Source organism: Pseudomonas sp. F9001, from assembly GCF_013385435.1.
In the GTDB taxonomy this organism is placed as follows: domain Bacteria; phylum Pseudomonadota; class Gammaproteobacteria; order Pseudomonadales; family Pseudomonadaceae; genus Aquipseudomonas.
In genome coordinates this window covers 1-19,653 of sequence record NZ_JACAPX010000052.1, presented here as the reverse complement: position 1 = coordinate 19,653, position 19,653 = coordinate 1, and the positions used below count along the sequence as shown (strand labels likewise).

The following is a 19,653-nucleotide window of genomic DNA, read 5'->3' as shown; positions in this document are numbered from 1 at the left end:
TGATCTGACTGCCCCAATAAGCCCGAGGCCGAACGCAGGTATTGCGGAGCGGGTAAACCGGCAGGACGCCGGTTTAGCCGCGCCGGGCCATGGATGGCCCGTCGCGGCGGCCCGCGGAGTAATGCCGGAGTGAGGGAACGCCGAGCCACAGCGAGGCGCCGACAGGCGGGGCAGAGCGTTTTGGTTACTTTTGCGCTTTTCAAAAGTGACCCGCTGTAAGAGCGGAACCAATAGCAGCCGTTACCGCAGGAATGGATATGTACACGGTAAACGCCAACCCAAGGGGTCACTCATGTTCAACAAAATCCTCATAGCCAACCGTGGCGAAATCGCCTGCCGCATCCAGCGCACCGCCCAATCCCTGGGCTACCGCACCGTAGCAATCTACAGCGAAGCCGACACCGACGCCCTGCACGTCCAGATGGCCGACGAAGCCATCAACATCGGCCCCGCCCCCGTCACCCAGTCCTACCTGAACATCGAAGCCATCCTCAACGCAGCCCACCGCACCGGCGCCGACGCCATCCACCCCGGCTACGGCTTCCTCTCCGAAAACCCCGACTTCGCCCGAGCCTGCGCAAACGCCGGCCTCACCTTCATCGGTCCCAGCCCCGAAGCCATCGACCTGATGGGCAGCAAACGCCTCTCAAAAATCGCCATGCTCAACGCCGGCGTCCCCTGCATCAAGGGCTACCAAGGCCCCGACCAGGACGACCAAACCCTGCAACAACAAGCCACCCACATCGGCTACCCACTGATGATCAAGGCCAGCGCCGGCGGCGGCGGCCGCGGCATGCGCCTGGTACACAACCCCGACGCCCTGCTGGAACACCTGCGCACCGCCCGCTCCGAAGCACAAAACGCCTTCGGCAGCGCCGAACTCATCCTCGAACAAGCCCTGATCGCCCCCCGCCACGTCGAAATCCAACTGTTCGGCGACACCCACGGCAACCTGATCTACCTCGGCGAACGCGACTGCTCGGTCCAGCGCCGCCATCAAAAAGTCATCGAAGAAGCCCCCTGCCCCGTCATGACCCCCAAGCTGCGCCAAGCCATGGGCGAAGCCGCCCTCAAGGCCGCGCGCGCCGTCAATTACGTCGGCGCCGGCACGGTGGAGTTCCTGCTCGACCGCGACGGCAATTTCTACTTCCTGGAAATGAACACCCGCCTGCAGGTCGAACACCCGGTCACCGAACTGATCACCGGCCTCGACCTCGTCGCCTGGCAACTGCACATCGCCGCCGGCCAACCTTTGCCCCTGAGTCAGGAACAAGTGACCCTCACCGGTCACGCCATGGAAGTGCGCCTGTACGCCGAAGACCCGGCCCAGGGCTTCCTCCCGCAAACCGGCGACGTACTGCGCTGGGAACCGGCACCAGGTGTGCGCATCGATCATGGCGTGCTGGAAGGCCAGCGCATCACCTCGTTCTACGACTCGATGCTGGGCAAGATCATCGCCCACGGCGCCACCCGCGAAGAGGCCCGGCGCAAGCTGGTCAGGGCCGTGGAAGACTGCGTGCTGCTCGGCGTGCCCACCAACCAGCGCCTGCTGGCCAGCCTGCTCAAGCATCCACACTTCATCGCCGGCGATTTCAGCACCGGCTTTATTGCCGAACACTTCAGCGACATCCCGCGTCCCCACGCGACCAACGAAGAGCTGGCCCTGGCCGCCGCGCTGTTTTACCAACACAGCGCCAGCGCTCACACCCAGCCATTATCCGGCTGGCGCAACAACGCCAGCGTACCCTGGACCTGGCAATTGGCCGAACACGACGAGCCCCGGACCATCAGCCTCAGTGTGCTGGCGGACAATTGCCTGCACGTCGAGATTGATCAGCACGCCATCGAAATACGCGACCTCTCCACCGACGGACGCTGGGCCACCGCCGTTCTCAACGGCATTCGCCGTCGCATTGCCTACCACCTGCAAGGCACCCGGCTCTGGTTGCCCGGCGTGTGCATCAATGATCGAACCCAAACCGTCGCCACCCGCCAGGCCGAGGCCGGCAACGGCACGGTCAAGGCGCCGATGGATGGGGCAATTGTCGAAGTACGGGTCAGCGAAGGCGATTCGGTCAGCAAGGGCCAGCTGTTGCTGGTGCTGGAAGCGATGAAAATGGAGCACCCACTCAAGGCCGGCATGAGTGGCGTGGTCAAGCGAATCCAGGCGGTTGCAGGCGATCAGGTCAGGAACCGTCAGATTTTGCTGGAGATCGAGTAAGCCCTGGGCGGAACTAGCAGGCTTGGCTACGCTCTATCCCCATCAGGACGGGAAGAGTACGGGAACCTGCGATGCCTCATTGGCTGATTATTGATCTTGAAGCCACAACGGATGAAGGCGGCTGGCCCGTGACCGAGATGGAAATCATCGAAATCGGTGTGAGCCTGGTCAACCGCCAGGGCCGTGAACTGGACCATTTCCAGCGTTTCGTGCGGCCATTGCGCAGGCCGCTGCTGACGCCGTTCTGCCGCCAGTTGACCCACATCACCCAGGCGAATATCGACGCTGCCGCGCCGTTGATTGAGGTGTGGCCGCTGTTCGAACGCTGGCTTGGCCAGCACCAGGCACGCCTGGAAGGCTGGGCGAGCTGGGGTGACTACGACCGCCAGCAACTGGAACTGGAGTGGCAGCGCCATGGCTTGAGCAGCGTGCTGGGCCAGACGCCCCACGTGAACCTCAAGCAACGCTTCGCCAAGGCCCGGCGCCTGGACAAGCCGCTGGGGCTCAACGGCGCGCTGCAACTGGCCGGCATGCAGTTCCACGGCCAACAGCATCGGGCGCTGGAAGATGCACGCAATACCGCACGGCTGCTGCCGTTGATTTTGCCCGTGTAGAAGGCATACTGGCCGACCTTTCTTGACCCTTTTCCGAGGATTCGCCCATGTTTAAAGTCAACGAGTACTTCGACGGCACCGTCAAGTCGATCGCTTTCGGCACTGCAGAAGGTCCGGCGACCATCGGCGTCATGGCCCCGGGTGAATACGAGTTCGGCACTGCCCAGCGTGAAATCATGCACGTGGTATCGGGCGCACTGACCGTCAAGCTGCCAGACAGCACCGACTGGGAAACCTTCGCCGCCGGCAGCCAGTTCAACGTGCCAGCCAACAGCAAGTTCCAGCTGAAGGTGGCGGTCGACACCGCCTACCTGTGCGAATACCGCGGCTAAACGTTCGATAGCCGAAAAAAATGCCCGTCTCGCGAGAGACGGGCATTTTTCATTTCAGGGCTGCTTACCCCAGGATCGTCACCGGCATGCCGACTTCCAGGCGGCCCACCCCATCGTTGACCAGGTTCTGCCCAAACATCACATCGCCCTCTTGCTCGCGGTAGGTCTTGAGCGTGGCCAGCGGTTCGCGGTCGGCACTGCGCTCGCCACTCGCCGGGTCGATGGTGGTGAGGATGCAGCGTGAGCAGGACTTGACCACGCGAAACTCCACGTCACCGATCCGTATCCGCTTCCAGCCGTCTTCGGCAAAGGCTTCGCTGCCCTCGATCACCAGGTTGGGGCGAAAACGCAGCATCTCCATGGGCCGACCGATACGCTGGGACAGGTCATCCAGGGACGCCTGGCCGATCAGCAGCAACGGAAAGCCATCGGCAAACGCGACCTTGTCATCATCCTTGCCGTAGCCGGCCTCGGTCGTGCGTGCACGGGACAGCGGCACTTGCACCAGCCGCGTGGGTTTGCCGATGAATTCGCTGAGCCAGGCGCCCGCCTCGTCACCAGCATCCGGCACGCGCAAGGTGTCACGCCAGATGGTCACGCCGCGCAACTCGGCATCGCTGCCGGGTAGTGGCACGTCAAGCGCAGGTTGGCCCTCGGCGCTCAAGGTCAGGCCACCCGCGCTGTTCCACAGCGCCGAAAGCTGGCTCATCCTGGCCACGGCGCGCTGGGTCAGGAAACGCCCGCTGGCCTCGTCCACCAACATCCAGCGTCGATCCCCGTCGAGCCCGAGTGTGTCCAGGCCGATCTGCTGCAAGGATTCACCCTTGCCGGACTTCAAGGGGTATCGGTACAACGCGCTGAGACGAAGCATGGGCCTACATTCCTGAGGGACAAAGCCGTCACCCTAAGCTCAAGCCGGGACTTCGTCCAGCATCAGGCGCTGACGTACCACGTCCACCAACTTGTCGGGCTGGAACTTGGAGAGGAAGTTGTCGCAACCGACCTTCTTCACCATCGAGTCGTTGAAGCTGCCGGACAACGACGTATGCAGCACCACGTACAGGCTGCGCAGGCGCGGGTCGTTGCGAATCTCGGTGGTCAGGCGGTAGCCGTCCATCTCGGGCATTTCAGCGTCGGTGAAGATCATCAACAGCTTGTCGGTCATCACCTGGCCACTGTCGGCCCAGGCCTTGAGCATGTTCAGTGCCTTGAGGCCGTCGCTGGCAATGTGCATCTTCACCCCCAACTGTCCGAGGGTGTCACGCAGTTGCGAGAGGGCGACGTTGGAGTCATCCACCAGCAGCACTTCGCGGCCGCGGGCGCGTTCCAGCACCGGGTCTTCAAGTTTCTCGCGGGAAACCTTGGCGTTGTAGGGCACGATTTCGGCGAGGACTTTTTCCACGTCGATGATTTCCACCAACTGGTCATCGACCTTGCTGATGGCCGTCAGGTAATGCTGGCGCCCGGCACTTGCCGGCGGCGGCAGGATCGCCTCCCAGTTCATGTTGACGATGCGGTCGACGCCGCCCACCAGGAACGCCTGCACCGAGCGGTTGTACTCGGTGACGATAATGGTGCTGTTGGGGCCCGGAATCAGCGGACGCATGCCAATCGCCTGGGACAGGTCGATCACCGGCAACGTCTGCCCACGCAGGTTGACCACGCCGCAGACAAATGGGTGGCGCTGGGGCATCAGGGTCAACTTGGGCAGTTGCAGCACTTCCTGCACCTTGAACACGTTGATCGCGAACAGCTGCCGCCCGGCCAGGCGAAACATGAGGATCTCCAGGCGATTCTCACCCACCAATTGTGTGCGTTGATCTACCGTGTCGAGAATGCCGGCCATTAAAGACTCCTGGGGTTTAGCGGATGGATAGTGCTGGTCACTGAAGCAGGTTATCGGCGGCAAACGCCGGACCTTGACCCCCACTAAAATGCCATGCAAATCCATTGATGTCACACTGACATCATGCTTTACTGAACCCGCTTCAACGCAAGGCCCATCACCACCGCCGCGTGACCGCAAAGTCTGCGCGAGGTTCCGCTATGTAAGGGATTCCCCTATCCACAATCAGGACCAACCTGATATTCGCGATATCTAATAGCCATTAATGTGACGCCATTCTCATTGCATGAATGGAGTCAGGCTTTTGTTTGCTATCGCAAGCCCACGGCCAACGGATCATCCAGTGACTTATGTACTGGCACCCAAAGAAGTTGTGCGAATGCCCCTGGAAATTGTGGGGTACTCGGACGACGGCCGTCATTCAAATAAATTTCCTACTGAAAAGTCGGAACGGGCCTACAGATATTCGTCATATTTCAGCGGTAGTTTTACGCCATTCAACCGGTGCAACATCTCATCATCCGATCGTATGTTCTGGAGACTTGTGTGATGAACGACGGCAAAGAGTGGCAACTTGCACTTCCCGAGTTCCTCCTCGAGGCGGAAATGTTGCTGGCCAAGTCTGAAGAATGCTTGAGCCACCTGCATTTGATCCGCAACGACAGTGACGCGATCGACTGCATGAAAACCAACCTGATCAAGCTCGCGGAAAAATCCGAAGCCCTGGCCCTGAGGGCGATCAGCGAGTTCTCACGGCATATCCAGTACCTGATCAGCAACGCCGCCAGCCCCCTGCAACTGCATGACGAAGCACTTGATGCACTGCACAACTGCCTCACCCTGCTGGCCTGGCAACTGGAGTTGATCGATACAAAAACCGGCAAGCTCGGCCTGGATGAAACGGAACAAACCGTGTTGATCGCCACCGTTGTCCAACACATCCCCCAAAGCGATTTTGGCTATAAGCAACAACACAGGCCTTACGCTATTTGAGGCTTCTTCGCATTCAAGCGACAAAAATGTCGCATTCAATTGCCTGATTATCTAAAAACGACACCACAACTATTTATGCATCACGACGTCGTTAGCAGAAAAATATCAATAAGCCACTAACGACAATACTGATGCAAAACAACTTCAATGATACAACTTCCCCACTCGTTGAACTCCGGGACTACCTTCCGGGACGCTGCCGTGATTAATACGCCTCATCCCGCTCGGCGCCAGGCGACCAACGGTAATAGTGGTGGTACCATGCCCCGCTCGAAGTGACTCAACTTCATGATGCATATAAACGTGAAATGCGCCTCCTATGTACGCCAGCCTGAAGTCACTCATCGCAAGGTCCGTGTCCCGAAGCAATGCACGCTGGATAACCCTCGCGCTATGCCTGTGCGCGTGCCTGCTCAGCCTGTGGGCTTATGCACACTCGGCCGATCTTCCCCTGGCGCTGTTGTCAGTGAACCTGGCCACCCTGCTGGTGGTGGGCTTGCAACAGTGGCGCTCACGCAAGTCCATCAAGTTCCAGCCCCAGGAGTTGGCCGACCGCCTGTTGCAGGTCCAGGAAAACGAACGTCATCGCCTCAGCCGCGAACTGCACGACGATATCGGCCAACTGTTGACCGCCGCCAAGCTGCAAAGTGAATGGCTCAAGCGCCGTCTTCCGGAAAACCTGCAGGGCCACTGTGCGGTGCTGTGCAACACCCTCAACGAAACCCTGGCCAAGGTGCAGGACGTGTCGGCCATCCTCAACCCCCGGCAACTGGCGAGCCTGGGCCTTGAGGCGAGCCTGCGGGCGCATCTGCTCAAGACCCTGGAAAACACCCGGGTAAGCTGGAGCCTGGAATGCCATCAACGGCTGACCGGCATCCCGGAAGAGATGGCTGTTGCCGCCTTTCGCATTACCCAGGAAGCCGTCACCAACATGCTGCGCCATGCCCAGGCACGTAACCTGCTGGTACGCCTGCAACGCCTGCCCGAAGGCCTGTCACTGTTTATCAGCGATGACGGCCAGGGCTTTTCGCCCGCCATCAACCCCGCCCAGGAAGGCCAGCGGGGCATGGCCGGGATGTCCGAGCGGATTGATCAACTGGGAGGCACATTGTCGGTCAATAGCCAGCCAGGCTCCGGGACGAGGATCGAAGCGCTTTTCCCCTGGGCGCCCCGCGCCCTCGAACGGGCCAACCCCCATAAGGTTCTAGAGTGACGTGCAACTTACTCCTGGTGGATGACCACTCCCTGATCAGGGCCGGCGTGCGTGCGCTGGTCATGGATATTCCCGGCTACGCGGTGATCGGTGAAGCGAGCGACGGCGCGCAGTTGCTGGAGCGGTTTGACGCGCTGCAACCCGACATCGTGCTGCTTGACCTGTCGATGAAGCACACCGGCGGGCTCGATGCATTGAAAGACCTCAAGCGCGCCTATCCGAAGAGCAAGGTGCTGATCCTGTCGATGCACACCGACCCGGAGCTGATCATGTGCGCGCTGGAGTCCGGCGCCCATGGCTACCTGCTCAAGGACACCACGGCCAATGAGCTGGAGCACGCGCTGCTGGCGTTGCGCAACAACGAACGCTACCTCAGCCCGGCGATCGCCCATACGGTGATCAACCAGGCGCTGATCCGCAATCAGGCCCAGGTCAACCCGCCGCCCCACAGCCACAACCTGACGGCACGCCAGTTGGAAATCCTGCGCTTGATCGTGCGCGGCAAGTCCACCCGTGAAATCGCTAATGGCCTGGGTCTGAGCATCAAGACCGTGGAAGCCCACCGCTCGCAGATCATGAAGCGCCTGCAGATTTTCGACGTGGCGGGCCTGGTGCTGTTCGCAGTGCGCGAACAGATCATCAGCCTTGACGATTAGTCAGCAACGGTGAGTCCTCCGGCAGATGCACCCGCAGTGCCTGGGGCAAGGCCGAGAAGTGCAAGTCGTCACCCTGGAGTGGTTCGCCGTCGAGGTTGATCGCCAGCCCTTCGGCGACCTTGATTTCGACCCACGGCAAGCGCGCACGCACAAACATATTGTCCAGGCCCCAGCCGTCCGTCATCAGGTTGCGCAGGGTGCCGACCACTTCCTGCGGCGCCGGCAAAATACTGATATCCAACAAACCATCATCGGCCAGGGCGCCGGGGCACAGCACGTGGCCACCACCGGCCTGGCGCCCGTTGCCGATGCCCAGGGCCAGCAGCTCGCCGCGCCAGTGAAAGTCAGGGCCCTGCAATTCACCGTAGGCCGCGCGCAACTCGCTGAAGCGTGACAGGCCGGTGAACAGATAGGCCGCGCCACCGAGGACTTTCTTCAAGTCTTCGGAGGTGTTGGCAGTGACCTGGCTGCCAAAACCACCGGTGGCCATATTCAGGAAGATCTGCCCGCCTACTTCGCCCAGGTCGATGGCACGGGCCGGTACATCCAGCAGGTCCAGGGCCTGCTCGGGCTCCAGCGGCACACCGGCGGCGCGGGCAAAATCGTTGGCGGTACCGAGGGGCATCAGCACCAGGCTGGCCTCGGTCTTGGCCCGGGCCATGGCCTCGGCCACATCCCGCAGGGTGCCGTCACCGCCGCCGGCGATCAGCCGCGTGTAGCCATCGGCAAGGGCCTGATCGACAAACCGCTGGGCATCGCCACCCTCCCACGTCACCCGTACGGCCAGGTCCCAGCCCTGCTCGCGCTTGCCCTGCACCGCCGCCCGCACCTGCTCGTTGAGGGCTTGCTTGCCGTGCAGAATCAACAGTGCCTTGGGTGTGCTCATGGATGAATGCTCCTGGGTTTAAGGTTCCTGAGGGATGTTGACCGTGGCCAATCGAAAAAAAGCCATCGGATGTAGAAATTAACCGGGTTTTGTAGCGTTTCTGACACGGATCAACTCGCACTTGGCGAAATCGACCTAGACTTATACCTATTCCCATCCGACAAGGCCGTCGCACCATGATCACCATGTCCGCCTTCCACTCCATGCTTATCCCCATCCTGACCGGCATGATCCTCCTGGCCATCGGCTTCAACTTCCGCGACAAACCCATCGGTGTGTTCGGCATGTGGATCGGCATGCTGCTGATCCTCGGCACCGTGGTTTACAAGATCCTCGCCAAACTCGCCGAATGACAATCTCACTCGCATTGCACATGACGGCCTCGTACACTCGGTCAATTCGTCGTTTTTAAGGTTGACCGCCTCGTGCTTGCCCGTCTGTTTGCCCTGCCCTGTTGCCTGCTTTTCTGCCTGCTGACCCTGCTGCCCATGGCGCCTGCCCACGCCGTGAGCCTGCCGGGGCTGCTGGGCAGCAACACCAAAACCCAGCCGCAAGCCGACGTCCCGTTGGGCCAGTCCCTGGACGAGGTGATCAAGACCCTGGAAAACGACCAGCAGCGCACCAAGCTGCTGAGCGACCTGAAAAAGCTCCGTGAGACCACGCAAAAGGCCCAGCCCGCCGCCGAACTGGGTGTGCTCGGTTTGATCGGCGGTACGCTGTCGAGCCTGGAGCAACAGTTCTCCGGTGCCGACAGCCCGCTCAATCGCTGGTCCAACGAGTTTGACCAGGCCAAGGATGAACTCACCGCACTGATGCTGCCGGCCAGCGAATGGCTGCCGATCATCTTTGCCTTTGCCATGATCCTGATGCTCTGGAGCCTGCTGGCCGCGATCCTGATCTGGCTCAGCCACCGGGTGCGCGAGCGCTTCGGCCTGACCGAAGAACTGCCGCAACACCCCAAGACCTGGGACCTGCTGCGCTTTGCCCTGCGCAAGCTCGGCCCGTGGCTGATCGCGTTGGTGATCACCGTCTACATGAGTTACGCACTGCCCTCGTCCCTCGGCAAATCCCTGGCGATGGTGCTGGCCTACGCGCTGGTGGTGGGCACCTGCTTCTCGGCGATCTGCGTGGTCGCCTTTTCCGTACTCGACGGCCCGCACCGTCACCGCGCGTTGTACATCCTGCGCCACCAGGCCTTCCGGCCGTTGTGGCTGATCGGCAGCTTTGCCGCCTTTGGCGAAGCCGTCAGCGACCCGCGCCTGGCCGAGAGCCTGGGCCAGCACCTGTCCCATGTCGCCGCGACCATCGCCAATGTCATGGCCGCGCTGTCCACCGGTGTGTTCATCCTGCGATTCCGCCGGCCGATTGCGCACCTGATCCGCAACCAGCCGCTGTCCCGCCGCCTGACCCGCCGCGCCCTGAGTGACACCATCGAAATCGTCGGCACCTTCTGGTACCTGCCGGCGTTGCTGCTGGTGGGCATCTCGCTGTTCGCCACCTTCGTCTCCGCCGGCGACACCAGCACCGCCCTGCGCCAGTCGTTGTTGTGCACGGTGTTGCTGGTGCTGTGCATGGTGATCAACGGCCTCGTGCGCCGCCATTCCCTCAAGCCGCAACGTGGGCACAAGCGCCATGCGCTGTACTCCGAGCGCCTGAAAAGCTTCGTCTACACCCTCGCCCACCTGGTGGTGTGGCTGGTGTTTATCGAACTCGGCCTGCGGGTCTGGGGCCTGTCGCTGATCCGTTTTACCGAAGGCGACGGGCATGAAATCAGCGTCAAGCTGTTCGGCCTTGCCGGCACATTGCTGTTTGCCTGGCTGATCTGGATCCTCAGCGACACCGCGATCCACCACGCCCTCACCCGCTCGCGCAAAGGCCTGGCCAACGCGCGTGCGCAGACGATGATGCCGTTGATTCGCAACGTGCTGTTCGTGACCATCTTCATCATTGCCGCCATCGTCGCCCTGGCGAACATGGGCATGAACGTCACGCCGCTGCTGGCGGGTGCCGGTGTGATCGGCCTGGCCATCGGTTTTGGTGCACAGTCGCTGGTGGCGGATTTGATCACCGGCCTGTTCATCATTATCGAAGACTCCCTGGCGATTGATGACTACGTGGATGTCGGCGGCCACCTAGGGACGGTCGAAGGGTTGACCATCCGTACCGTGCGCCTGCGGGACATCGACGGCATCGTGCATACGATCCCGTTCAGTGAAATCAAAAGCATCAAGAATTACTCCCGGGAGTTCGGCTACGCGATCTTCCGGGTGGCGATTCCCTACAACATGGAAATCGACGACGCCATCAAGCTGATGCGCGACGTCGGGCAGAAGATGCGCAACGACCCGTTGCAGCGGCGCAATATCTGGTCGCCGCTGGAGATTCAGGGTGTAGAAAGTTTCGAGTCCGGCAGTGCGATTCTTCGCGCCCGCTTCAAGACCGCGCCGATCAAGCAGTGGGAGGTTTCGCGGGCGTTCAACCTGTCGCTCAAGCGTCACCTCGACGAAGCCGGGCTGGACCTGGCCACCCCACGCTTGAGCGTGCAAGTGGTGACAGCGGCGGGAGGCGTGCAAGAGAAAGAATAAGCGCTGCCCGGACGACGTCAGGATCAACAACAATAATCATGGAGAGTCCTTATGCGTTTGACCGGTCTTACACACCAATGGGTATTCGGCCTGCTGTGCGGTGTCGCCAGCAGCGCGGTCATCGCCGCCAACAGCGGCCAGGACAGTGCCCGTGAAACCATCGCCGCCCAGGCCAAAGTACTGGAACCGGCCTTGCTGGAAACCCGGCGCGACATCCACGCCCATCCTGAACTGGGCAACACCGAACATCGCACCGCGGAGCTGGTGGCCAAGCAGCTGCGGGAGATGGGGCTGGAGGTCAAGACTGGCGTGGCGCGCACGGGCGTTGTCGCCATCCTCAAGGGCGCCCTGCCCGGCCCGACCGTGGCCTTGCGCGCCGACATGGATGCGCTGCCGGTCAAGGAAGTCTCCGGCCTGCCCTTCGCCTCGAAGGCCAAGGGTGTGTACCTCGATAAAGAAGTCGACGTGATGCACGCCTGCGGCCACGACGCCCACACCGCCATCCTGCTGAGCACGGCGAAAATCCTTACAGGTATGCGCGATCGTCTGCCTGGGACCGTGGTGTTTTATTTCCAGCCGGCTGAAGAAGGCCCGAGCGACTTTATCCCCGACGGTAAAAACACTTGGGGCGCGAAGATGATGGTGCAGGAAGGGCTGATGAAATCGCCCAAGCCGGATGCCGTTTTTGGGCTGCATGTGTGGGCCGGGGTGCCTGCGGGGCAGATTGCGTATCGGCCGGGGCCGACGCTGGCGAGCTCGGATGACCTGCGGATCAAGATCCTGGGCAAGCAGACCCATGCGGGGCGGCCGTGGGATGGGATCGATCCGATTACCGTGGGGGCGCAGGCCATTGTGGGGCTGCAGACGGTGGTCAGTCGGCGTACCGACATTTCTTCGTTTCCGGCGGTGGTGAGTATTGGCACCATCAACGGAGGGACGCGGTACAACATCATTCCCGAATCGGTGGACATGAGTGGGACCATTCGCTCCTACGACTATGGCATTCGCCAGAAGCTGCATGCGGATGTGCGGCAGACCGTCGAGAAAATCGCCGAGAGTGGTGGGGCGAAGGCTGAGGTGACGATCATTGAGAAGTACGATCCGACCATCAACAACCCGGCGCTGACCGAGAAGATGCTGCCGAGTTTGCGTTGGGCGGCGAATGGCGACGTAGTGAATGCCCCGTTGGTGGGTGGGGCTGAGGACTTCTCGTTTTATGCCAAGGAAGCGCCAGGGTTGTTTGTGTTTCTGGGGGTGACGCCGAGGGATCAGGACATGAGCAAGGCGGCACCGAATCATAATCCGGGGTTCTTTGTGGATGAGTCGGCGTTGGTGGTTGGGGTTCGCACGCTGGCTTCGTTGGCGACGGATTATCTGTATGCCAATGCGGCGGATTGAGGGTATATCCGTTATTCAGGTAACGGCCGCCTAGGGTTCCGCTCTTGCCCCACCACTCTGCACCTCGCTCGGGCTTAAGTGTGGTGAAGCAACAGCAAACCCAAAGGCGGACACGATCCAAATGTGGGAGCGGGCTTGCTCGCGAAGGTCGATAACGATGACGTGGGTATCCTGACTCAACGCGGCGCCCTCAGGTTTTTCGCGAGCAAGCCCGCTCCCACATAAAGCGGCTCTGCTTTTGCTCTAACACTCAGGTCATCGGGGTAAAGCCCTGTGCTTACTTGGGGCTGGGCCGGCATTCCGGCTGTTCAAAAGTGAGCCGCTGTGAGAGCGGAACCAAAAGCCGTCGTGACCTAGATAACGGATACACACAGGCAAAACGTCAAACCACATCCACCCCCACATGAATCGCATCATGCCGCCAAAACTCCAGATCACAATCAATCAACCGCTCATGCTGATCATAATTAACCCGAGCAATCCGCAACCCCGGGCTCCCCACCGACACCCTCAACGCCGCAGCCGCCTCAACCTGCAATGACGTCGGCACAATCTCAAACCGCACCCGCCCGTAGTGCAAGTCATACACCCGCGCATACAACTCCGTAATCGACTGATTCAAATCACACTCCAGAATCCCCGGAAAATACTGCGGGTTCAGATAGTGCTCCACATACAACACCAACCGCCCATCAATCCTGCGCCCCCGGCAAATCTGAATCACACTGGACAACGCCGGCAACTGCAACCACGCACACACCGCCGCCGAAGCCGGCTGCAACCGCGCCGAAATCACCTCGGTCGACGGCACCCGCCCCTGGGCACTCACCATCGCGTGAAAATGACTGCGCTGCATCAGGTTATAGGCAAGCCTGGGCGGCGACACAAACCACCCCCGCCGCTCCTCGCGATAAATCTGCCCTTGTGCCTCAAGTTGTAACAAGGCTTCCCGCACCGTAATCCGGGTGGTACCAAACAACTCGCTGAGCTTGCGCTCGGCCGGCAGCTTACTGGCAGGCGCCAACAAGCCATGGTCGATCTGCTCTTGCAGCGCCAGGCCAATGGTTGTCACCGCCTTGGTTGCCTCATCACGCATCAACGTTACCTATCTGGACTAGACCAGCACTATTCAGGTGCACAAAACGCCCGCTAAACGCGCCTCTGCTGTTGCGTGCAAGCCTAGGCATTGCACATGACCGACAGATGACAGCGCCTCGCGACGTGCTGCCACAAGACCTGCAATACATCGGCCAAGTCCAAGGCTTCCGGGCGGTTGGGCATGGTCTACGCTTACCCGGTGATCCCCCGTCCAGGCCAACAAAAAACGACATCGACATGAAACTGTCATCCGCCACGCCTAAATTGGCTCGTGTATTGCTGACCTAGACCAACACCACCGCAAACGTCGATAAAAACGCAGCGTTGAAAACGCCCAAAGGAGCTTCGGATGAAACAGCTTTTCCTGGCATCACTGTTAGGCTCGACCATTGCCATGTGCACCGCCGCCATGGCTGCTGATACCGATTTGAAAACGCTCGAAGCCGCCGCGAAAGCGGAAGGCGCCGTCAACAGCGTCGGCATGCCCGATGACTGGGCCAACTGGAAAGGCACCTGGGACGACCTGGCCAAGACCTACGGCCTCAAGCACATCGACACCGACATGAGCTCGGCCCAGGAAGTCGCCAAGTTTGCGGCAGAAAAAGACAACGCCAGCGCCGACATCGGCGACGTCGGTGCAGCCTTCGGCCCGATCGCGGTGAAGCAGGGCGTTACCCAACCGTACAAACCGACCACCTGGGCACAAGTCCCGGATTGGGCGAAAGACAAGGACGGTAACTGGGCCCTGGCCTACACCGGCACCATCGCCTTTATCGTCAACAAAAAACTCCTGCACGGCTCCGAAGCTCCGAAAAGCTGGGCTGACCTGAAGACCGGCAAATACAAGGTTTCCATCGGTGACGTGAGCACCGCCGCCCAGGCGGCCAACGGCGTACTCGCCGCCGCACTCGCCAACGGTGGCGACGAGAAGAACATTCAGCCGGCGCTGCTGATGTTCGCCGACATCGCCAAGCAAGGCCGCCTGTCGCTGGCCAACCCAACCATCGCCACCATGGAAAAAGGCGAAGTGGAAGTGGGCGTGGTCTGGGACTTCAACGGCCTGAGCTACAAAGCCAAGATGGCCAACCCGGATGACTACGTGGTGCTGATCCCATCGGACGGCTCGGTGATTTCCGGCTACACCACCATCATCAACAAATACGCCAAGCACCCGAACGCCGCCAAGCTGACCCGCGAATACATCTTCAGCGACGCCGGCCAGACCAACCTGGCGCGTGGCAATGCGCGGCCGATCCGTGCCGAGCACCTGACCTTGCCAGCCGACGTACAGGCCAAGCTGCTGCCTAACGAGCAGTACAAGAAAGTCACGCCGATCAAGGACGCCGACGCTTGGGAGAAGACCTCCAAGGCACTGCCGCAGAAGTGGCAGGAAGAAGTCATCATCAATATGCAATAAGGCTTAACACGCCTGTTCAAGTGGAACGCGGTCAGTGTGGGAGCTGGCTTGCCTGCGACAGCGGTATGACACTCAGCAGCATTGTCGACTGACACACCGCTATCGCAGGCAAGCCAGCTCCCCCATTTGATCGGTGTTCCAACCGAAAAACCGAGTCAAGCCTATTTGTTGCGGAGCCCCAGCCCCTATGAAGCACAACGTCATCCTTGTCGTGCTCGACGGCCTGAATTACGAGGTTGCCCGACACGCCATGGGGCACTTGCAGGCCTATGTCGGCGCAGGACGCGCAGCACTGTACAAACTGGAATGTGAACTGCCGGCCCTGTCCCGGCCACTGTACGAATGCATCCTCACCGGCGTCCCGCCGATCGAGAGCGGCATCGTCCACAACAACGTCTCGCGCCTGTCCAACCAGCGCAGCATTTTCCATTACGCCACCGACGCCGGTTTATCCACGGCGGCGGCGGCGTATCACTGGGTCAGCGAGTTGTATAACCGCTCGCCCTTTATCGCCGCCCGGGATCGGCATACCAGCGACCCGGCCCTGGCGATCCAGCACGGGCATTTCTACTGGAATGACCATTACCCGGACTCGCACCTGTTTGCCGACGCCGAAAGCCTGCGCCTCAAACACGCGCCGAATTTCCTGGTGGTGCACCCGATGAACATCGACGATGCCGGCCACAAGCACGGCCTCGACACCCCGCAATACCGCAACAGCGCGCGCTCGGCCGACATCATCCTCGCCGACTACCTGCAAGGCTGGCTCGACGCCGGTTACCAGGTGCTGGTGACGGCCGACCACGGCATGAACAACGACCGCTCCCACAACGGCCTGCTGCCGGAAGAACGGGAAGTGCCGCTGTTTGTGCTGGGTGATGCCTTCAGCCTCGACACCCACGCCACGCCCAAACAAACCGAGCTGTGCGGCACCGTCTGCGAGCTGTTGGGTGTACCCCACGACAAACCTGTATGCCGGGAGCTGTTGAAGTGAATTCAGTGATCCGCGGCAAATGGCTGGCCGCCTTGTGCCTGGTGCCCTTCGCCATCTTCTTTATCGTGTTCGAAATCGCCCCGCTGGTGTGGGTGATGATCAGCAGCGTCCAGTCCGAAGAGTTCGGCTGGGGCCTGGCCAACTTCAGCAAGATCTTCAGCTCGAAGTTCTATATGCAGGCGATCCAGTACAGCCTGGAAATCAGTTTCTACTCCAGCGTGTTCGGGATCATCATCGCCGTACTCGGCAGCTACTCGCTGCGCCGGGTCGACGGGCCGCTGCGCAATTTCGTGACCGCGTTCGCCAACATGACCAGCAATTTTGCCGGCGTACCCCTGGCCTTCGCCTTCATCATCCTGCTGGGGTTCAACGGCAGCATCACCATCATGCTCAAGCAGGCGGGGATCATTCAGGACTTCAACCTGTACTCCAAGACCGGCCTGATCATCCTTTATACCTACTTCCAAATTCCCCTCGGCGTGTTGCTGCTCTACCCGGCCTTTGATGCACTGCGTGAAGACTGGCGCGAGTCTGCTTCATTGCTCGGCGCGGACGGCTGGCAGTACTGGCGGCACATCGGTCTGCCGGTGCTGACCCCGGCGCTGCTGGGCACCTTCGTGATCCTGCTGGCCAACGCTCTCGGCGCCTACGCCACGGTGTACGCGCTGACCACCGGCAACTTCAACGTGCTGCCGATCCGCATCGCGGCGATGGTCTCCGGCGATATTTCCCTGGACCCGAACATGGCCAGTGCCCTGGCCGTGGTGCTGGTGGCGCTGATGACCGTGGTGACCGTGGTCCATCAACTGCTGCTCAAGAGGAGCTACCATGTCTCGCGCTGAACCTGGCTCGGCCGCCCTCTACCACCGCGTAGTGGTGTATCTGTTGTTTGCAATCCTGGTGCTGCCGTTGCTCGGCACCCTGGTCTACTCCATCGCCAGCAGTTGGTCGGCGACCATCCTGCCATCCGGCTTTACCTTCAAATGGTATATCCAGCTGTGGAGTGACCCGCGCTTCCTGAATGCCTTCGGCCAGTCGCTGCTGGTGTGCGTTGGCGCGCTGATCTTGTCGGTGGTGCTGATCCTGCCGCTGCTGTTTGTGGTGCATTACCACTTTCCGAAACTCGACGCGCTGATGAACATTTTGATCCTGCTGCCCTTCGCGGTGCCGCCGGTGGTGTCGTCGGTGGGGCTGTTGCAGCTCTATGGCTCGGGGCCATTTGCGATGGTGGGTACGCCGTGGATCCTGATCGGTTGCTACTTCACCGTGGCGCTGCCGTTCATGTATCGGGCGATCACCAACAACCTGCAAGCGATCAACCTGCGGGACCTGATGGACGCCGCCCAACTGCTCGGTGCCAGCACCTTCCAGGCGGCGTTCCTGGTGGTGTTGCCGAACCTGCGCAAGGGCTTGATGGTGGCATTGCTGCTGTCGTTCTCGTTTCTGTTCGGCGAGTTCGTGTTCGCCAACATCCTGGTGGGCACCCGCTACGAAACCCTGCAGGTGTACCTCAACAATATGCGTAACAGCAGCGGCCACTTCACCAGTGCCCTGGTGATCTCCTATTTCTTCTTCGTGCTGGTGCTGACCTGGGCCGCCAACATCTTGAACAAGGACAAAAGCCAATGAGCTTCGTCAGCGTCCAACACCTGCAAAAAGGCTACGCCGGTACGCCGGTATTCAGTGACATCAACTGCGAAATCGCCAAGGGCGAATTCGTCACCCTGCTTGGCCCGTCGGGCTGCGGCAAGTCGACCCTGCTGCGCTGCATCGCCGGCCTGACCTCGGTGGACAGCGGGAAAATCCTGCTGGATGGCCAGGACATCGTCCCGCTGAGCCCACAGAAACGGCATATCGGCATGGTGTTCCAGAGCTACGCGCTGTTCCCCAACATGACCGTGGAACAGAACGTCGCCTTCGGCCTGCGCATGCAGAAGGTCAATGCCGACGACAGCCACAAACGCGTGCAGGAAGTGTTGCAACTGGTGGAGCTGAAAGAACTCGCCGGCCGCTACCCGCACCAGATGTCCGGCGGCCAGTGCCAGCGCGTGGCCCTCGCCCGCTCGCTGGTGACGCGCCCGCGCCTGCTGTTGCTCGACGAGCCGTTGTCGGCCCTCGATGCACGGATTCGCAAGCACCTGCGCGAACAGATTCGCCAGATCCAGCGCGAGCTGGGCCTGACCACCATCTTCGTGACCCATGATCAGGAAGAAGCCCTAACCATGTCCGACCGGATCTTCCTGATGAACCAGGGCAAGATCGTGCAGAGCGGCGATGCCGAGACCCTCTACACCGCGCCGGTGGATGTGTTCGCCGCCGGCTTTATCGGCAACTACAACCTGCTGGACGCCGACAAGGCCAGCAAACTGTTGCAGCGTCCGATCACCGGGCGCATCGCCATTCGCCCGGAGGCCATTGAGCTCAGCCGCAGCGGTGAGCTGGATGCGTTGGTGCGCAGCCACAGCCTGTTGGGCAACGTGATTCGCTACCGCATCGAAGCCCGGGGCGTGGAATTGGTGGTGGATGTGCTTAACCGCTCGGCTGACGATCTGCACCCGGATGGTCAGAGATTGGCACTTTCCATCGACCCAAGTGCGTTGTGTGAAGTAGCCTGACGCACGATTTATTTGAGAGAGCGTGACTGATGGCATTGGTAATTTTTGATCTGGACGACACCCTGATCCACGGCGACTGCGCCACCCTGTGGAGCGAGCAGATGGGCCGCCTGGGCTGGGTGGATGGTGAGTCGTTCATGCGCAAGAACGACGAACTGATGGCGGCCTACAGCCGCGGTGAGCTGGCCATGGAGGATTTCATGGACTTCAGCCTGGAGCCGATGATTGGCCGCACGCCGGAAGAGATCGAGCACCTTGTAGAGCCGTGGGTGGAAGACGTTATCGAGCCGCTGATCTACAGCGAAGCCACCCGCACCATTGCACAGCACCGCAAGAATGGTGACCGGATTTTGGTGATCTCGGCGTCGGGGACGCACCTGGTCAAGCCGATTGCGGCGCGTATCGGCATTGATGAAGTGCTGGGGATTGAGCTGGACGTCGCCCATGGGGTGTACAGCGGCAAGACCACAGGTGTACTGACTTACCGCGAAGGCAAGATCACTCGCCTGATGGAATGGCTGGAGCAGGAAGGTGAGCACCTTGATGGGGCGTACTTCTATTCGGATTCGCGCAATGATTTGCCACTGTTGTTGAAGGTGGAGAATCCGCAGGTGGTGAACCCGGATCCGGTGCTGCGGGCGCATGCTGAGCAGGCTGGGTGGCCGATTCATCATTGGGTGTGACGTTTTGTGCTGGTTTGAGGTGGGTACATATCCGTTATTCAGGTAACGGCCACCTATGGTTTCGCTCTTACAGCGAGTCACTTTGCAAAAGCGGCAAAGTAA

Annotated in this window: 18 protein-coding genes and 1 pseudogene; 15 read left to right on the top strand and 4 right to left on the bottom strand. The window is 60.7% G+C overall.

What is annotated here, in order from left to right:
- Nucleotides 1-292 precede the first annotated feature (292 nt).
- The 3 genes from HX818_RS29725 (at nucleotide 293) to HX818_RS29715 (ending at nucleotide 3,167) form a co-directional block, all read left to right on the top strand.
- On the top strand, nucleotides 293-2,221 hold the full coding sequence (locus HX818_RS29725) for an acetyl/propionyl/methylcrotonyl-CoA carboxylase subunit alpha (RefSeq protein WP_177021268.1): 1,929 nt from the start codon (nucleotides 293-295) through the stop codon (nucleotides 2,219-2,221).
- 71 nt (nucleotides 2,222-2,292) lie between these two features.
- On the top strand, nucleotides 2,293-2,835 hold the full coding sequence (locus tag HX818_RS29720; RefSeq protein ID WP_003219774.1) for an exonuclease domain-containing protein: 543 nt from the start codon (nucleotides 2,293-2,295) through the stop codon (nucleotides 2,833-2,835).
- A 47-nt stretch (nucleotides 2,836-2,882) separates the two neighbouring features.
- A complete protein-coding gene (locus HX818_RS29715) occupies nucleotides 2,883-3,167 on the top strand; it encodes a pyrimidine/purine nucleoside phosphorylase (RefSeq protein WP_003183665.1) in 285 nt (94 codons plus the stop codon).
- Nucleotides 3,168-3,231: 64 nt separating this feature from the next.
- Here the strand turns inward: HX818_RS29715 and HX818_RS29710 are convergent, their stop codons facing one another.
- Both HX818_RS29710 and HX818_RS29705 read right to left on the bottom strand, forming a co-directional pair.
- The gene (locus HX818_RS29710) at nucleotides 3,232-4,038 is read right to left on the bottom strand and encodes an MOSC domain-containing protein (RefSeq protein ID WP_177021267.1); all 807 of its coding nucleotides are present in this window, start codon (nucleotides 4,036-4,038) and stop codon (nucleotides 3,232-3,234) included.
- 39 nt (nucleotides 4,039-4,077) lie between these two features.
- Nucleotides 4,078-5,013 carry a chemotaxis protein CheV gene (locus HX818_RS29705; protein ID WP_008430676.1) on the bottom strand — a complete coding sequence of 312 codons (936 nt, stop codon included), beginning with the start codon at nucleotides 5,011-5,013 and terminating at the stop codon, nucleotides 4,078-4,080.
- A gap of 549 nt (nucleotides 5,014-5,562) precedes the next feature.
- Between HX818_RS29705 and HX818_RS29700 the strand changes: the two genes are divergently transcribed.
- The 3 genes from HX818_RS29700 to HX818_RS29690 all read left to right on the top strand — a co-directional run bounded on the left by HX818_RS29700 (nucleotide 5,563) and on the right by HX818_RS29690 (nucleotide 7,875).
- Nucleotides 5,563-6,006, top strand: a complete 444-nt coding sequence (locus HX818_RS29700; RefSeq protein ID WP_003219767.1) for a hypothetical protein — start codon at nucleotides 5,563-5,565, stop codon at nucleotides 6,004-6,006.
- 319 nt (nucleotides 6,007-6,325) lie between these two features.
- A complete protein-coding gene (locus HX818_RS29695) occupies nucleotides 6,326-7,219 on the top strand; it encodes a sensor histidine kinase (RefSeq protein ID WP_003219766.1) in 894 nt (297 codons plus the stop codon).
- Entirely contained in the window at nucleotides 7,216-7,875 is a 660-nt protein-coding gene (locus HX818_RS29690) for a response regulator transcription factor (RefSeq protein ID WP_003219763.1), read from the top strand. The genes HX818_RS29695 and HX818_RS29690 overlap by 4 nt, the downstream gene beginning before the upstream one ends.
- On the opposite strand, the pseudogene yegS reads toward HX818_RS29690, so the two are convergent.
- Nucleotides 7,837-8,761: pseudogene (yegS, locus tag HX818_RS29685) on the bottom strand (lipid kinase YegS); the annotation flags it as partial. The gene HX818_RS29690 and the pseudogene yegS sit on opposite strands and share 39 nt — an antisense overlap.
- 176 nt (nucleotides 8,762-8,937) lie before the next feature.
- Between yegS and HX818_RS29680 the strand changes: the two are divergent.
- The 3 genes from HX818_RS29680 (at nucleotide 8,938) to HX818_RS29670 (ending at nucleotide 12,744) form a co-directional block, all read left to right on the top strand.
- The gene (locus HX818_RS29680) at nucleotides 8,938-9,114 is read left to right on the top strand and encodes a hypothetical protein (RefSeq protein ID WP_003219760.1); all 177 of its coding nucleotides are present in this window, start codon (nucleotides 8,938-8,940) and stop codon (nucleotides 9,112-9,114) included.
- Between the two features lie 72 nt (nucleotides 9,115-9,186).
- Entirely contained in the window at nucleotides 9,187-11,346 is a 2,160-nt protein-coding gene (locus tag HX818_RS29675; RefSeq protein ID WP_003219758.1) for a mechanosensitive ion channel family protein, read from the top strand.
- A 51-nt stretch (nucleotides 11,347-11,397) separates the two neighbouring features.
- Nucleotides 11,398-12,744 carry an amidohydrolase gene (locus HX818_RS29670; protein ID WP_177010028.1) on the top strand — a complete coding sequence of 449 codons (1,347 nt, stop codon included), beginning with the start codon at nucleotides 11,398-11,400 and terminating at the stop codon, nucleotides 12,742-12,744.
- A gap of 382 nt (nucleotides 12,745-13,126) precedes the next feature.
- Here HX818_RS29670 and HX818_RS29665 read toward each other — a convergent pair whose 3' ends face one another.
- The gene (locus tag HX818_RS29665; protein WP_010166446.1) at nucleotides 13,127-13,840 is read right to left on the bottom strand and encodes a UTRA domain-containing protein; all 714 of its coding nucleotides are present in this window, start codon (nucleotides 13,838-13,840) and stop codon (nucleotides 13,127-13,129) included.
- A gap of 351 nt (nucleotides 13,841-14,191) precedes the next feature.
- Here HX818_RS29665 and HX818_RS29660 point away from each other — a divergent pair, with 351 nt between their 5' ends.
- From HX818_RS29660 to HX818_RS29635, 6 genes are all read left to right on the top strand, one after another.
- Nucleotides 14,192-15,259 carry an ABC transporter substrate-binding protein gene (locus HX818_RS29660; RefSeq protein ID WP_003219752.1) on the top strand — a complete coding sequence of 356 codons (1,068 nt, stop codon included), beginning with the start codon at nucleotides 14,192-14,194 and terminating at the stop codon, nucleotides 15,257-15,259.
- A 187-nt stretch (nucleotides 15,260-15,446) separates the two neighbouring features.
- The gene (locus HX818_RS29655; RefSeq protein ID WP_102606234.1) at nucleotides 15,447-16,253 is read left to right on the top strand and encodes an alkaline phosphatase family protein; all 807 of its coding nucleotides are present in this window, start codon (nucleotides 15,447-15,449) and stop codon (nucleotides 16,251-16,253) included.
- Nucleotides 16,250-17,095, top strand: coding sequence for an ABC transporter permease subunit (locus HX818_RS29650; RefSeq protein WP_003219748.1), 846 nt, complete (start codon nucleotides 16,250-16,252; stop codon nucleotides 17,093-17,095). The genes HX818_RS29655 and HX818_RS29650 overlap by 4 nt, the downstream gene beginning before the upstream one ends.
- Nucleotides 17,082-17,882 (top strand): ABC transporter permease, encoded by an 801-nt coding sequence (locus HX818_RS29645; RefSeq protein WP_003219747.1) that lies wholly within the window; start codon nucleotides 17,082-17,084, stop codon nucleotides 17,880-17,882. Before HX818_RS29650 ends, HX818_RS29645 begins: the two co-directional genes overlap by 14 nt.
- A complete protein-coding gene (locus HX818_RS29640; RefSeq protein WP_003219745.1) occupies nucleotides 17,879-18,868 on the top strand; it encodes an ABC transporter ATP-binding protein in 990 nt (329 codons plus the stop codon). The genes HX818_RS29645 and HX818_RS29640 overlap by 4 nt, the downstream gene beginning before the upstream one ends.
- 29 nt (nucleotides 18,869-18,897) lie before the next feature.
- Nucleotides 18,898-19,551, top strand: a complete 654-nt coding sequence (locus tag HX818_RS29635; protein ID WP_102369617.1) for an HAD family phosphatase — start codon at nucleotides 18,898-18,900, stop codon at nucleotides 19,549-19,551.
- Nucleotides 19,552-19,653 lie beyond the last annotated feature (102 nt).